Raw genomic sequence first — 14,350 nt, 5'->3', positions numbered from 1 at the left:
TGTCCCTTGCTTTCCTTGGTTGCATGAGCGCGCCTCCAGAAGCGCGCCGGCGATCATCCAGAGGAGAGTTGGACACAATGCACAGCTTGAACACCAAAACCCGCGCGTTGCTTGGCGGATGCTGCCTGGCCATGGCGCTTGCGCTTCAAACTGGGGTCGCATCGGCCGAGTCGGTCCTGCGCATCGGCATGACGGCGGGCGACATCCCGCGCACGCTCGGTCAGCCGGATCAGGGCTTCGAGGGCAACCGCTTCACCGGTCTGACAATGTATGACGCGCTGACGCAGTGGGACCTGTCGTCCGCGGAAGATGCCAGTGTCGTGATCCCTGGGCTGGCCACGGAATGGTCGGTCAACGAGGACGACCAGACCAAGTGGACCTTCGTCCTGCGCGAGGGTGTCACCTTCCATGATGGATCACCCTTCGATGCCGATGCGGTCGTGTGGAACGTCCAGAAGGTGCTCGACGAGGACGCGCTTCACTATGACGCCAGCCAGGTCGGCGTCACCGCGTCGCGCATGCCAACGCTGCGCTCGGCGACCAAGATCGACGAATACACCGTCGAGCTGACGACCTCGGAGCCGGATTCATTCCTGCCAATCAACCTTACCAACCTGTTCATGGCGAGCCCGGCGAAGTGGCAGGAGTTCTTCGACGGAGCCAGCGGCGACGATACGGCAAAGGCAGCGGCCGCCTGGGACGCTTTCGCGCGCGACGCTTCGGGCACGGGCCCTTGGATCATGGAGAGCTTCGCGCCGCGCGAGCGGCTGGAACTGGTGAAGAACGACGACTATTGGGATGCCGGCCGCGTGCCCAATGTGGACAGGCTGGTTCTCTACCCCATGCCGGAAGCCAATGCGCGCACCGCGGCGCTTCTGTCGGGTCAGGTCGACTGGATCGAGGCGCCGGCACCCGATGCAATCGCCCAGATCGAAAGCCGCGGCTTCGTGATCCACAAGAACGAAGCCCCCCATGTGTGGCCGTGGCAGTTTTCGCGCATCGAGGGCTCGCCCTGGAACGACGTCAATGTCCGCCAGGCCGCCAATCTGTGCATCGACCGCGAAGGCATGCGCGACGGCCTCCTCGCGGGCCTCATGGCACCGGCCACGGGCGCAGTGGAAGAGGGCCATCCCTGGCGCGGCGACGTAACCTTCAACATCACCTTCGATCCCGACGAGGGTCGCCGTCTGATGGAGGAGAGCGGTTTCTCGGCCGAGAACCGCCTTTCGGTGAAGGCACTGACCTCGGCGTCGGGTTCGGGCCAGATGCAGCCCCTGCCGATGAACGAGTATATCCAGCAGGCGCTCGGCGAATGCTATTTCGACGTCGAGCTGGAGGTGCTGGAGTGGAACACGCTCTTCACCAACTGGCGCCAGGGGGCGAAGGATCCGGCATCGCTCGGGGCGCATTCGACCAACGTGACCTTTGCCACGATGGACCCGTTCTTCGCACTCGTCCGCTTCCTTCAGTCCGGGATGGCTGCGCCCGTCTCGAACAATTGGGGCTACATCAACGAGCCTCTCTATGACGAATTGGTGGAGAAGGCCCGCCGGACCTTCGAGCCGGAGGCGCGCGACGCGGCACTTGCAGAACTCCATGCCGCCTCGGTGAACGACGCGGCCTTCCTCTATGTCGCGCACGACGTCAGCCCGCGCGCGATGAGCCCGAACGTGCAGAACGTGATCCAGCCCAAGAGCTGGTTCATCGATTTCTCACCGATCTCGATCGAGGAATAGACACCAGCAAAGCCACGGCAGGCTGATGCCTGCCGTGGCTCCCGCGGTATCAAAAGAGGCTGGCAGCTCATGCTCGTCTATCTCGCGAAGCGCCTCGCCTACACGGTGCCGATCGTGTTCAGCGTGGCCCTGGTCTGCTTCATGCTGGTGCATCTGTCGCCGGGCGATCCTCTCATCTCGATCCTGCCGGCGGATGCCTCCGTCGAGCTCGAACAGCGGTTGCGCATCCAGTACGGTTTCGACCGGCCGCTGCCGGTCCAGTTCTGGATATGGATCTCGAACGCCCTGTCAGGCGATCTCGGCGCCTCCATCGCCAACGGGCGCCCCGTTCTTTCCGAAGTGCTGCAGGCGGTCCGCAACACGCTTTTGCTGGCCTGCACGGCTGCAGTGCTCGGCTTTGCGCTCGGCATGTTCTTCGGTCTCGTCGCCGGTTATTTCCGGGACAGCTGGATTGACAAGCTCGCCACCTCGATCGCCATCGCAGGCGTTTCAGTACCACATTACTGGCTGGGCATGGTGCTGGTGATCATCTTTTCAGTCCAGCTCAACTGGCTGCCGGCCGTCGGTGCAGGGCCGGGCAACTGGAGCTGGACCTGGACGCACCTGCAATATCTCGTGCTTCCGGCCGTCACCATGGCCGTCATCCCCATGGGGATCATAACGCGCACGGTGCGTGCGCTGGTGGGCGACATCCTCTCCAACGACTTCGTCGATGCGCTGCGGGCAAAAGGACTTGGGGAAGGCCGGGTGTTCCTGCACGTGATCAAGAACGCCGCGCCCACGGCGATCGCGGTGATGGGACTGCAACTCGGCTATCTGCTGGGCGGATCGATCCTGATCGAAACCGTTTTCTCCTGGCCAGGAACCGGCTTTCTGCTCAACACCGCGATCTTCCAGCGGGATCTGCCGCTGCTCCAGGGGACGATCCTGGTCCTGGCGCTGTTCTTCGTCTTCCTCAATCTCTTCGTCGATATGCTGCAAGCAATGATCGACCCGCGCATCAAGCGAGGATGAAAAGATGGCCATTGCGACAGAACCGCTGACCGAGATCGCCGTGGCCGAAAAGCGCCGCGGTTATTGGGGGACAGTCGGCAAGCGGCTCACGCGTGATCCCGTCTCCATGATCTGCGCGGGCATGCTGGGGCTGATCTTCCTGGCCGCCATCTTCGCGCCCTATCTCGGGCTGCCCGATCCCTATCAGGGCTCGATGATCCGGCGGCTGCAGCCCTTTGGCACGGCAGGCCATCCGCTGGGCACCGACGAACTTGGACGAGACATGCTCTCGCGCCTTATCCATGGCGGCCGACTGAGCCTGCTCATTGGTATCTTGCCCGTTTTCAACGCCTTCATCATCGGAACGCTGCTCGGGGTGATCGCGGGTTACAATGGCGGTTGGGCCAATTCGGCCATCATGCGCACAATCGACGTGTTCTACGCCTTCCCGTCGGTGCTGCTGGCGATTGCCATATCGGGCGCGCTCGGCGCCGGCATCCTCAATTCGATCGTCTCGCTGACCATCGTCTTCATCCCTCCCATCGCACGGGTGGCGGAAAGCGTGACAACCAGCGTGCGCAATCTCGACTTCGTGGATGCGGCCCGTGCCTCCGGCGCGGGCGCCATGACCATCATGCGGGTCCACGTCATGGGCAACGTGCTGGGCCCGATCTTCGTCTACGCCACCAGCCTGATCTCGGTCTCCATGATCCTGGCCGCCGGGCTCTCGTTTCTCGGGCTTGGCACGCGCCCGCCGCAGCCAGAATGGGGCCTGATGCTCAACACGTTGCGGACCGCGATCTACGTCAATCCGTGGCTTGCTGCGCTTCCCGGCGTGATGATCTTCGCGGTCTCGATCGGCTTCAATCTTCTAAGCGACGGGTTGCGCAGCGCGATGGACATAAGGAACTGAGATGCTTGAATCCACCAAGGATATGGGCGGGCCGCGCCAGAGCCTCCTGTCCATCAAGGGCTTGAGAAAACACTTCCCCGTGGGCGGCGGGCTGTTTGGCAAGAAGCAGGTCGTGCGGGCCGTCGACGACATAGATTTCGAGGTCGCCAAGGGCGAGACGCTGGGCATCGTGGGTGAATCGGGCTGCGGGAAGTCAACGACCGCGCGGCTTCTGATGCACCTGATCGCACCGGATGCTGGCACCATCGTCTATGACGGGGAGCCCGTCGGGCCGTCGCTTTCACTGCGCGAACTGCGCCGGCGCATGCAGATGGTGTTCCAGGATTCCTATGCTTCACTCAACCCGAGACTGACCATCGAGGATTCCATCGCCTTCGGCCCCAGGGTGCATGGCGAACCCAACCAAGACGCGCGAGCGCTTGCGCGCGATCTCCTCAATCGGGTGGGCCTGAAGCCGGAGACCTTCGCCAACCGGTACCCGCACGAACTCTCCGGCGGCCAGCGCCAGCGCGTGAACATTGCCCGCGCGCTGGCACTCAGGCCGCGCATCGTGTTGCTGGACGAGGCGGTGTCAGCACTCGACAAATCCGTCGAGGCGCAGGTACTCAATTTGCTGATCGATCTGAAGCGCGATTTCGGCCTGACCTACGTGTTCATCAGCCACGATCTCAACGTTGTGCGCTATATCTCCGACCGGGTGCTGGTCATGTATCTGGGCGAGGTCGTCGAGATAGGTCCGGTGGACGAGATGTGGGCCAATCCCCGCCACCCCTATACTGCCGCGCTGCTCGCCTCCATGCCGACGCTCGACCCCGATGCGCGAACCCAGGAAGCGCCTCTTGCCGGTGACCCGCCGAATCCGATCGATCCTCCCGCCGGTTGCCGCTTCCACACGCGCTGCCCTTTCGCGGAAGAGATTTGCGCTTCGACGCGTCCGCGCCTCTCGACTGTCGACACGGCCCATGCGGTCTCCTGCCTCATGTACGAGCCGGGTTCAGGCCATTCGCGCGCCACGGGCACCCGGGCGCTCCAGTTCGAGGTGGTCTCATGAAGCCTGTCGTCTCGGTAAGGGATCTCACCGTCTCCTTCCACGGGGAGCGCACCGTCCATGCGGTGAACGGCGTGAGCCTGGAAGTCCGGCAGGGCGAAGTCCTGGGTCTGCTCGGGGAATCCGGCTCTGGCAAAAGTGTCACCATGCGCGCGCTGATGCGGCTCCTCCCGCGCAAGCGGACGCGCATCGCAGGCTCGATCGAGGTGGATGGGCGCGACGTGCTTGCGATGAAGGACGACGAATTGTCTGCCATGCGCGGCAAGGTCGTATCCATGATCTTCCAGGAACCCGCCCTCGCTCTCGACCCAGTCTACACGATTGGCGCCCAGATCGCGGAATCAGTCGTGCGCCACGAAGGCAAGAGCATGGCCGAGGGACGCGAACGCGCTCTTGAGATGCTGGAGCGGGTGCGCATCCCCTCGCCCAAGCGCCGGCTCGACGCCTATCCCCACGAGATGTCCGGCGGCATGCGACAGCGCGCGATGATCGCGCTTGCGCTCGCCTGCAAGCCGAAAATCCTCCTGGCGGACGAACCGACCACAGCGCTCGACGCAACGGTCCAGATCCAGATTCTGCTTCTGCTGCGCGAATTGCAGGCGGAGATGGGCATGTCGGTCATCTTCGTGACTCACGATCTGGGTGTCGCGGTGGAGATCTGCGACCGCGTTTCAGTTATGTATGCAGGCAAAGTCGCAGAGACAGGAACGCTCGCAAACCTGGTTCGCGATCCGCGCCACCCTTACGCCCAGGGCCTGCTCTCCTCTACCGTGCTGGGGGCCCGCCGGGGGGAGCGACTGACAACAATTCCGGGAGCGCCGCCCTCGCTCAGCCAGCCGCCACAGGCCTGCTCCTTCGAACCACGCTGCCGCTTTGCCGTGGCATCCTGCGCCATCCAGCGGCCGCCCGAAGTCGACCTCGGTGAACGGCGGATGGCGCGCTGCATCTTCGCCGAGAAGACGGCGTCGGAAAAGATCGCCTCTTTGCAGCCGACGCCGGCATGAAGATACTTGTGCTCAATCCGAATTCGACGGCCGCAATGACCGACAAGGTCGCGCGTTCACTCGTGCCTTTCGCAGCGCCTGCCAGCGAATTGACCTTCTGCAACCCGGCATCGACGCCCGCCAGCATAGAAGGCCATTACGACGAGGCAGCGAGCGTATTGGCCATGCTCGAAATCATCAGAGATGAAGAGCGGCGGGGCAACCGGGGCACGGTTATCGCCTGCTTCGACGACCCGGGCATCGGCGCGGCGCGGGAGATTGCCGCAGGACCGGTGATTGGCATCTGCGAAGCAGCCATGCAGGCGGCAAGCATACTTGCAGCACGTTTTTCGGTTGTAACGACGCTGTCGAGATCGGTGCCCATCATCGAAGATCTGGCGCTGCGCTACGGTATGGAAAGACGATGCCGGCGGGTACACGCCGCCGACATTGCGGTGTTGGCGCTGGAGCACGACCCGGAAGCGCGCATGGTCGTGCGGGATGCGGTCTGCCGGGCAGTGGCGGCGGATGGCAGCGACGCGATCATTCTGGGCTGCGCAGGCATGGCGGATCTGACAGGCTGGCTCTCGGATGAGGCGGGCGTTCCGGTAATCGACGGTTGCCTGGCCGGCCTCAAGATCATCGAAGGACTGGTTCAGGCGGGTTTTGCGACCAGCAAGGCGGGCGCCTATGGCTGGCCGCGAAGCAAGGACTAGAACGCTCTAGCCCCAACGGGCACAGAGGCGCTGGCAGCCCGTCAGGGCACGGCCAATCGGGCCATGTGGGCGAGGTCCTTGAAGAAGACGCGCATGTGGGCCAGCGGATCGGTCCGCACCAGACGCTTGTTGAGGTAGGATTCCCAGGTCAGCCTCTGCACGTCCGGATCCGTGCAGATCGCCACGAAGCGCTCCCTCCGGCGGTCGGACTTGTACCAGAAGCCCTGCATAAGTCCGAGGATCATGAAAACGCGTCCATGCTCGCGCATGAATTTGCTGCGTGCCGTCGCGAGTGCGCGAGCAGAGCCCGTGGCGAGAAAGGCTGCACCACCTTCCGCAGCAAGGCGGCCTGCCACCATGGCATAATAGATGCCTTCTCCCGAGGCAGGAGCGACGACACCGGCCGCGTCACCGGCAAGCACCACGTTGCGGCCATCGTCCCAACGCTTGAGCGGCTTGAGCGGCAGTGGCGCGCCTTCCTCCCGGATGGTTTCGCAATCGGCTAGGCCGCTCGCCTCGCGCAGAAGTCCCGTGGCCCGCTTCAGGTCATGGCCCTTGACGGCGGAGCCAACGCCAACGCTGGTGGTGTCGCCATGTGGGAAGACCCAGCCGTAGAAGTCGGGCGAGATGCGCCCCTGGTAGTAGACCTCGCAATTGCTGCCGTCGAAACCCGTGAGGGCAGACGGCGTACGGACGATCTCGTGATAGGCAAAGACGTAAGGTGGGCGTCTGTCCGGCCCCATGGCCTGACGGCGGACCTGCGAGTTGGCGCCATCGGCTCCCACAACCAGTCTTGTCACCGCAGTTTTCCGCTGGCCTGCCTGTGAATAGACGATCTCGACCTGGCCGTCCGACAGCCGCCGCAAGGCTTCGAAACGACCCTCGGCGACGACAACGCCGCTTGCCGCTGCCCGCTGTCTCAGCCACGGGTCGAACCGGTCGCGGTCGACCATGCCGACATAGGACCCCTCGATCGCCATGTCGACTTCGACTCCCGAAGGCGAGATGATCCGCGCGCCGCCGACGCGCCCGGCGAGCAACTCCACGGGGATGTCGAAATCGGCAAGGAGTCGGGGCGGTATCGCGCCGCCGCAAGGCTTTATGCGACCGGGCCGGTCGATGAGCAGAACCGAATGCCCGGCATTGGCGAGGAGGTGTGCGGCAGTCGCCCCGGCGGGGCCGCCGCCGACAACGATGGCATCATGACGGGTGGATTGCATGGCTCACCTCATTCGGCAGGCGTCGCATGGGCGACGGTTTCAACCAGGGCGGAATGTGTCTGGCGCCGCATGATCGCGACGCGGGAGGCAAGCGCGGCGGCGGCGAGGAAGGCCAGCGCCTCGGCCAAGAAGACGAGGCCGTAGGAGAAGGCGATCTCGCCGGTGAGCCAGCGCGAGAGGTCGACCAGGACCGTGCCGAGGAGGCCGCCAAGGCCGAAGGCGATCGCCTGGGCCGCGCCCCACAGCCCCATTCGCATGCCGGTACGCTCGGGCCCGGCAGCACCTGCCAGCGCCATCATCGAGCCGATCGCGGCGACAGCGAACACACCGTTGGCGAAACCAAGCGCAAAGACATTCACCCCGAGTGGCCAGATTTCGGGCTGGGCTGCGGCAAGCGTCAGGCAGCAAAGCGCCAGCGCGGAGGCGAGACAGCCCCCGACGGTGAAGACGCGAAGCGCGCCGGGGTAGCGCTTCGACAGCAGGCTTCCGGCCACACCGGTGAGCACCATGCCGAGGAAGACGCCGCCATGCTGCACGCCGGCGAGCCTGGTCGTCTCGCCTGGTGTCCAGCCGAAGACGAGACCGGCGAACGGCTCGAGGATCAGATCCTGCGCACTGAAGGCGAGCATGGAGACGAAGACGAAAATCGTGAAGAGCCGCGCCTTCGGATCCGCCCAAGCGTCAGCCAGGCTGCGGCGGAAGGATACGGGCTGCCTTGCAGGACGCGCTTGGGAAGCCCGCGCCAGGGATTGTTCGATCCCCCACAACGCCAGCACGGTCAGCGCGACCGCGGCGGCCCCCGTCAGCGTCACCACGCCGATGAGCCGACCGAAGGAGAACGGCTCCAGCAGGCCGCCGGCGACAGTCGCCGTCACCGCCATGCCGGCAATCATCATCAGCCAGACGATGGTTGCGGCCGCCGGGCGGCGCTCGGGTGCCACGCTGGAGGCGAGAAGCGCAAGCAGCGAGGTGCCAGCTGCGCCGACGCCGACGCCGATGAGCACGAAGTCGAGGAAGGCAAGCACGAGACCCAGAACCGCATTGTGCGCCATCACCGCGATGGCGACGGAGGCGCCGGCGGCGCCAAGGCCCAGAAGGGCGACGCCGCCAACGATCCAGCGCGTCCGTCTGCCGCCCACGTCGGAGGCATGCCCCCACAGAGGACGCAGAAGCTGGACGCCGTAATGCAGTCCGACCAGCAGCCCTGGAATGACCGCGGCCATCGACAGTTCGACCACCATGACCCGGTTCAACGTCGCGGTAACGAGGACGACGATCGAGCCAATCGACGTCTGGACGAGGCCCAGCCTGAAGATGCCCATCCAGCCCAGGGTGCCGCCCATCATGCGCCTCCGGTTGCCATGGTGCGCAATGCAAAGGCGGTGACAAGCATGCCGGTGACGAAAAGCGTGGTCCCCGTTGCGTTGTACCAGGCAGCGAAGCGACGCGGATCCTTGAGCAGGCGCAGCATGCACACCAACTGGAGAAGAAGCAGGAGGCCGACGAGGCCGGCATGGAAGGCAAACCCCCAATGGAGGAGCAGGCCGATCACACCAATCTGCGGCATGGCCATGACCCAGCAGGCGAGACGGGCTGCGCGTTCGGGCCCGAGCAGGACGGGCAGGCTGTCGAGCCCCATCTGCCGATCGCCCTCGACCGACTTGAAGTCGTTGAGCGTCATGATGCCATGTGCGCCGATGCTGTAGAGCAGGGCGATCCACACTGTCGGCATGCCCGGAAAGGCGCCAATGGCGGCGGCCGCTGCGGTGAACCATGGCAGGCCCTCGTAACACAGGCCAACCGCGGAATTGCCCCACCAGCCATTGCGCTTGAGCCGAAATGGCGGCGCGCTATACGCCCAGGCAAGCGCGAGACCGACCAGGGCAGCGGCAATGACCCACCAGCCGAGGATCGCCGCAAAGGCCAGCGACAGGATGGTATTGGCAATGGCAATGCGCAGCCCCCAGGCGCCCGGCATCCGCCCAGAGGGGATGACGCGATGGGGTTCATTGATGGCGTCGACATGACGATCGTACCAGTCGTTGACGGCCTGGCTCGTGCCACAGATCAAGGGGCCGGCGAGCATCATGCCGGCCAGCATATAGGGCCAACGCTCTTCGAGGCTGGCACCGGAAGCAACCGTGCCGCAGGCGAAGGCCCACATCGGCGCGAACCATGTGATCGGCTTGAGAAGCTCTATCGCCGCGGAAAGCGACGGTGCACCGATGGTTGGGCGTGCTGCGGCAGGACGGTCCATCGGCAGAGCTTAGGCCGAGCAGGAGGATACGTCAATCTTGATTGACACTAATGGGTGTCAATCTTCTCCATGATCCACGTCTGGCTCGGTGATCCCGTATCGGCGCAGCTTGATGTAGAGGCTCTGTCGTGAAAGACCCAGCATGTCGGCGGCCGAGGCGCGGTTGTTGTCGGTGAGCTTCAGCGCCGCCTCGATGCACAGCTTCTCGATAATGTCGGCCGTGTCGCGGACGAGATCCTTCAGCGGCACACGCCCAACGAGATCCGTGAACTGGGCTGCGGTGGTTGGCGAACCAGTCGGAAGTGTCGGCGCCATTGCATCGTTGCGCATCGTTTCGCGTATGGAGAAGCCGAAGACAGATCCGCGCTCTCCCTGGATGCGCGTCGCGGAGACTTCCACCGTTTCGGAGCCCCCAAGATCGTCGCGCATGATCGACGAGAAGCGGCGGACCGTCCCGTGCTCCCGGAGATTTGCCATCAACACCTGGAGGTCAACGGCGGAGCCCCCGAGCCAGTTGTCCAGCGGCTTGCCCTCAAGCCGATCGGGAGAGACGACGCGGACGAGGTCGAGAAAGGCTGAATTGACGTCCAATATCTTGCCGTCATCATCGGTCACGACCATCGCATCGGGCAGGTTTCGCGCGATTGTCAGAAGGCTGGAGACCACAGACAGACCGGCGCCGGCCCTGTCTCCCGCCAGGAAGCACACGAGCAGATTGGTCTTGCCGAATTCACGGAATGGCGTGACTCTTACCGACATCGCCTCATCCAGCGTGGCGGCGCGGATCTTGAAGGTCTCCTCGCGCCGCCTGCGCGAAATGTCCGAAAGCGTCTCGAGGGCGAGGGCCTGGTCCTGCCGCGAGAAGGCGATGGAGGCCGACGCCCCCACGATCTTCTTGACCGGACGAGAAAGCAATCTGGCGGCACCCTCGTTGGCGTCGACGATCTTGAGGGACTGGGAATCCACCACGAGCAAAGGTTCGTAGGCCAGTTGAAAGAGGATACGGTAACGGGATTCGACATCGCGGATCTTGCGATAGTCCTTCTCCATCTCGATTTGCGCACGCACCAGCCGCTGCTGCATTTCAGCCAGGCCGCGCATGTCGGTTCCGAGAGCGAGCTTGTTCTCGCGGCCGCGAAATGAGACGATACGGTAGCCGACGGGAAGGTCACGGCCACCTTGCCTGCCGTGATTGAGCTGGCGGGTTCGGGTCAATGGCGAGGTCTGACTTTCCAGCAGCAGTTCCTCGACCTTCTCGCGGCTCTCCACGGTGACCGTGTCCGACCAGGGTCGCCCGATCCAGTGGTCGAGCCCCCAAGGCTTGTAGTCCTTGTCGCGATAGGAAACGTCGACGACGCGGCCGGTGGGAGATATTACCAACGCAATGTCGGAGCTCGCGGTCGCGACTGCATCAACAGCCTCGCCATCGAGTTCGGAAAAGAAGTCAGCACTGTTGCGAAACGAGCGATAAACATCGCGCGAAACCGGTTTGTCCATGATGCGCTTTCATCGTCTCGTTCATCCCGATGTGGATGCAATATGGCGGTTGCAATCCCATGCTGCAACCGATGCTTCGGCGAGGACGAGTGCCTGCGGCAAATCGCGGACGACCAGATCAGCGCCAAGGCCTCGAACGATCTCGGGATGCGACGCCGCCAAGCTTCCTCCGGCCATGATGGAAACGCCGGAGTTTCGCGAACGCCGCCTTAGCTTCAGGATTGTCGCGGCCAGAACCGGCGCGAACGGCTCGCCACAGATCGACAGGCCGATGATCTGATATTCGTTCTCGCGGGCGAGGAGATAGAGATCCTCTTCTTCGTCGAAGCTGCAGCTATCGACCTGCCAACCCTTCCGGCGGAAGGCATCTTCGGTCACGCTAAGCCCGAAGCTGTGCTGCTCACCCGGCACCGGCGACAGCAGGATGGAATGACCCGGCCGCGTTTCGCAGGTCGGCGGGCATTCTTCCACAAGACGCCAGAACAGCCGCTGTATGCGCGACATGCACACGGTAACCTGCATGAAGTCACATACATCCATTCTCCAGTAGTCGCCGATGAGGCGGGCCGCCGGCTCCAGATAGTCGGTGGCCATGCGCTGGGGATCCGCTCCACTGGCAGCCTGGCGAAACGCGAAGTCCTCGCAGCCGTCATCGTCCTCATCAAGAAGAAACTGGGTGAACTCCGCGACTCGGTAGGCCTGGAGCGGATCAGAGTCGGCCTCGATATCCTGATCGCCAGCAGGCCTTAGCACCGGCCTGTTGCGGAGCGCGAGGAGCGGGACGACCGTTTCGCAGAGCGCATCGACGAAATCGCTATCGTGGATGTGCGATGCGGGAGTTCTGGACCTGACATGGGGGATGTCCATGCCGCCTGGCATCGACTTGCGGTTACGGGCTTGCAGGGGTGTGCGACTGCGCAACATGATAGGCGGCCTCCCGTCCCGCCAGCGGGAAGACCGCGCGCGTGACGGCTCGTTTCGCATACGCCCGAGAGGGCGGTCCTGCGGGGCCGCTTCGCGTCGTCTTCACGCGTCTCCTTCGTTGAATGACGATACAGGCTCCCAAAAGAATGTCGAGTCAAAAGCGTCCACACAACGTGACAGTGTCTATTTCTTTTTACGTCATGTTTGATTGACACATCGCTTCGGCGGTGACTATCCTGCACCAGACCAAGACGACGCATTCAACAGGGAGCGGCGGTCACGCCCGGCAGGAATGGGCCTTCATTCAAACCAGACTGGATCAGCCACGACGCTCTACACGGCAGAGCAGCGTCGGCGACGCGACGCCACACCCTGGACGGTGGTGCAAGGCGTTCTGGCGCCGGTCCAGCTGGTGGTTTTCGCGGCCAGCCTCGCGCTGATCCTGCGCTACCTGGTTACAGGCTCGGGGCTTGAAGTGGCCCATGCCTCGATCGTCGCCAAGACGCTGACCCTCTACGCAATCATGATCACCGGCTCGATCTGGGAGAAGGTCGTGTTCGGCAAATATCTCTTTGCCGAAGCCTTCTTCTGGGAAGATGTCTTCTCCATGCTCGTTCTCGCTTTGCACACGGCCTATCTCGCGTGCCTTTGGGGAGGATGGCTGGCGGCGGGTGAACTCATGGCGCTCGCGCTTGCCGCATATGCGACGTATCTCATCAATGCCGGGCAGTTCCTCCTGAAGCTTCGCATGGCACGCCTCGAGGCGACCCCCACGACCGAGGCGCTGCCATGAATGCGACCGCAATCCCCGGCCCGACCCGCCCGCTGCGCGAGCGCGGCCAGCACGAGGTCTTCTGCGGCCTCACATCGATCGTCTGGCTGCACCGCAAGATGCAGGACGCCTTCTTCCTTGTCGTCGGGTCACGCACCTGCGCCCACCTGATGCAATCGGCGGCGGGCGTGATGATCTTTGCCGAGCCGCGCTTTGCCACCGCCGTCATGGAAGAGCGCGATCTTGCCGGCATGGCTGACATGCATGACGAGCTCGACGGTGTGGTGAAACGCCTGCTCGACCGGCGGCCCGACATCAGACTGCTGGTGCTCGTTGGCTCATGCCCGTCGGAAGTGATCAAGCTCGACCTCGGCCGCGCCGCGCAACGGCTGTCGACCAGTCACGGCCCCTCTGTACGCTTCCTGCACTATTCGGGCAGCGGGATTGAAACAACCTTCACCCAGGGCGAGGACAATTTCCTGTCAGCGCTCGCGCATGATCTTCCCCAGGAGCCGGCGGACGCCGAACCCTCGCTGATCGTGGCCGGGGCCCTGGCCGACGTCGTGGAAGACCAGTTCCGCCGGATCCTCAAGGCTCTTGGGATATCCCGGGTTTCCTTCCTGCCGCCGCGCCGGTCCACCGAACTGCCGGCCGTAGGTCCCAATACGCGAGTCATCCTTGCCCAGCCCTGGCTCGGCGAGTCGGCGAAGCTGCTGGCCAGTCGTGGCGCCCAGATTCTTTCCGCGCCCTTCCCGCTCGGCGAGGAGGGAACGACTGCCTGGCTCAAGGCCATCGCCGATGCATTCGGGGTCCAGAGCGGGCGTTTCGAGGCCATCACGGAACCTGGTCGCAGACGCGCACGCAAGGCGGTGGCCGCGCGGCGCTCCGAGCTTGAAGGGCGGCGTCTGTTCTTCTTCCCCGACTCGCAGGCCGAGCCCAGCATCGCGCGCTTTCTCTATCGCGAGGCCGGCGTCATCCCTGTCGAGATCGGCTCTCCCTATCTGCACCGCCATCACATGGCGCCGGAATTCGCGCTGCTGCCCGACGACGTCTTCGTTTCGGAAGGACAGGATGTGGACAACCAGCTGGACCGCTGCCGCGCGGCGCGGCCCGACCTAGCGATTTGCGGCATGGGGCTGGCCAACCCGCTCGAGGCCGAGGGCATCGCCACCAAATGGTCGATCGAACTCGTCTTCACGCCGATCCAGGGCTACGAGCAGGCGGGTGACCTGGCCGAACTCTTCGTCCGGCCACTCGCGCGCCGGGCCCAGCTGAAAATGGGGGCCTGACC

At 64.0% G+C, this 14,350-nt stretch carries 13 protein-coding genes; 8 read left to right on the top strand and 5 right to left on the bottom strand.

The annotated features are described in order from the left end of the window. Positions 1-131: 131 nt before the first annotated feature. The 6 genes from GRZ55_RS14015 (at position 132) to GRZ55_RS13990 (ending at position 6,389) form a co-directional block, all read left to right on the top strand. Complete coding sequence (locus GRZ55_RS14015) at positions 132-1,736, top strand: ABC transporter substrate-binding protein (RefSeq protein ID WP_246734769.1); 1,605 nt, start codon at positions 132-134, stop codon at positions 1,734-1,736. A gap of 69 nt (positions 1,737-1,805) precedes the next feature. Then, on the top strand, positions 1,806-2,750 hold the full coding sequence (locus GRZ55_RS14010; protein WP_169287568.1) for an ABC transporter permease: 945 nt from the start codon (positions 1,806-1,808) through the stop codon (positions 2,748-2,750). Positions 2,751-2,754: 4 nt separating this feature from the next. Beyond that, on the top strand, positions 2,755-3,642 hold the full coding sequence (locus GRZ55_RS14005) for an ABC transporter permease (RefSeq protein WP_169287567.1): 888 nt from the start codon (positions 2,755-2,757) through the stop codon (positions 3,640-3,642). Between the two features lies 1 nt (position 3,643). Continuing rightward, the gene (locus GRZ55_RS14000) at positions 3,644-4,693 is read left to right on the top strand and encodes an ABC transporter ATP-binding protein (RefSeq protein WP_169287566.1); all 1,050 of its coding nucleotides are present in this window, start codon (positions 3,644-3,646) and stop codon (positions 4,691-4,693) included. Further along, positions 4,690-5,694, top strand: coding sequence for an ABC transporter ATP-binding protein (locus GRZ55_RS13995; RefSeq protein WP_169287565.1), 1,005 nt, complete (start codon positions 4,690-4,692; stop codon positions 5,692-5,694). The genes GRZ55_RS14000 and GRZ55_RS13995 overlap by 4 nt, the downstream gene beginning before the upstream one ends. After that, the gene (locus GRZ55_RS13990; protein ID WP_169287564.1) at positions 5,691-6,389 is read left to right on the top strand and encodes an aspartate/glutamate racemase family protein; all 699 of its coding nucleotides are present in this window, start codon (positions 5,691-5,693) and stop codon (positions 6,387-6,389) included. The genes GRZ55_RS13995 and GRZ55_RS13990 overlap by 4 nt, the downstream gene beginning before the upstream one ends. Before the next feature lie 41 nt (positions 6,390-6,430). On the opposite strand, the gene GRZ55_RS13985 is transcribed toward GRZ55_RS13990, so the two are convergent. Genes GRZ55_RS13985 through GRZ55_RS13965 form a run of 5 tightly spaced genes read right to left on the bottom strand, consistent with a single transcriptional unit; the run spans position 6,431 to position 11,957 of the window. Next, entirely contained in the window at positions 6,431-7,609 is a 1,179-nt protein-coding gene (locus tag GRZ55_RS13985) for a geranylgeranyl diphosphate reductase (RefSeq protein ID WP_169287563.1), read from the bottom strand. 8 nt (positions 7,610-7,617) lie between these two features. Further along, the gene (locus GRZ55_RS13980) at positions 7,618-8,955 is read right to left on the bottom strand and encodes a BCD family MFS transporter (RefSeq protein ID WP_246734752.1); all 1,338 of its coding nucleotides are present in this window, start codon (positions 8,953-8,955) and stop codon (positions 7,618-7,620) included. After that, positions 8,952-9,866 carry a chlorophyll synthase ChlG gene (gene chlG, locus GRZ55_RS13975; protein WP_210257351.1) on the bottom strand — a complete coding sequence of 305 codons (915 nt, stop codon included), beginning with the start codon at positions 9,864-9,866 and terminating at the stop codon, positions 8,952-8,954. The genes GRZ55_RS13980 and chlG overlap by 4 nt, the downstream gene beginning before the upstream one ends. 57 nt (positions 9,867-9,923) lie before the next feature. Beyond that, a complete protein-coding gene (gene ppsR / locus GRZ55_RS13970) occupies positions 9,924-11,363 on the bottom strand; it encodes a transcriptional regulator PpsR (RefSeq protein ID WP_169287562.1) in 1,440 nt (479 codons plus the stop codon). Between the two features lie 21 nt (positions 11,364-11,384). Then, positions 11,385-11,957: a B12-binding domain-containing protein gene (locus GRZ55_RS13965; protein WP_169287561.1), complete on the bottom strand. Its 573-nt coding sequence runs from the start codon at positions 11,955-11,957 to the stop codon at positions 11,385-11,387. Between the two features lie 622 nt (positions 11,958-12,579). Between GRZ55_RS13965 and bchF the strand changes: the two genes are divergently transcribed. Together bchF and GRZ55_RS13955 are read left to right on the top strand one after the other, a co-directional pair. Next, positions 12,580-13,080 carry a 2-vinyl bacteriochlorophyllide hydratase gene (bchF, locus tag GRZ55_RS13960; RefSeq protein ID WP_169287560.1) on the top strand — a complete coding sequence of 167 codons (501 nt, stop codon included), beginning with the start codon at positions 12,580-12,582 and terminating at the stop codon, positions 13,078-13,080. Continuing rightward, on the top strand, positions 13,077-14,348 hold the full coding sequence (locus tag GRZ55_RS13955; protein WP_169287559.1) for a ferredoxin:protochlorophyllide reductase (ATP-dependent) subunit N: 1,272 nt from the start codon (positions 13,077-13,079) through the stop codon (positions 14,346-14,348). Before bchF ends, GRZ55_RS13955 begins: the two co-directional genes overlap by 4 nt. Positions 14,349-14,350: the final 2 nt, after the last annotated feature.

Origin of the sequence: Chelativorans sp. ZYF759 (assembly GCF_012911015.1) — a bacterium.
GTDB lineage: Bacteria > Pseudomonadota > Alphaproteobacteria > Rhizobiales > Rhizobiaceae > ZYF759.
This window is presented reverse-complemented; position numbering and strand designations above follow the sequence as displayed.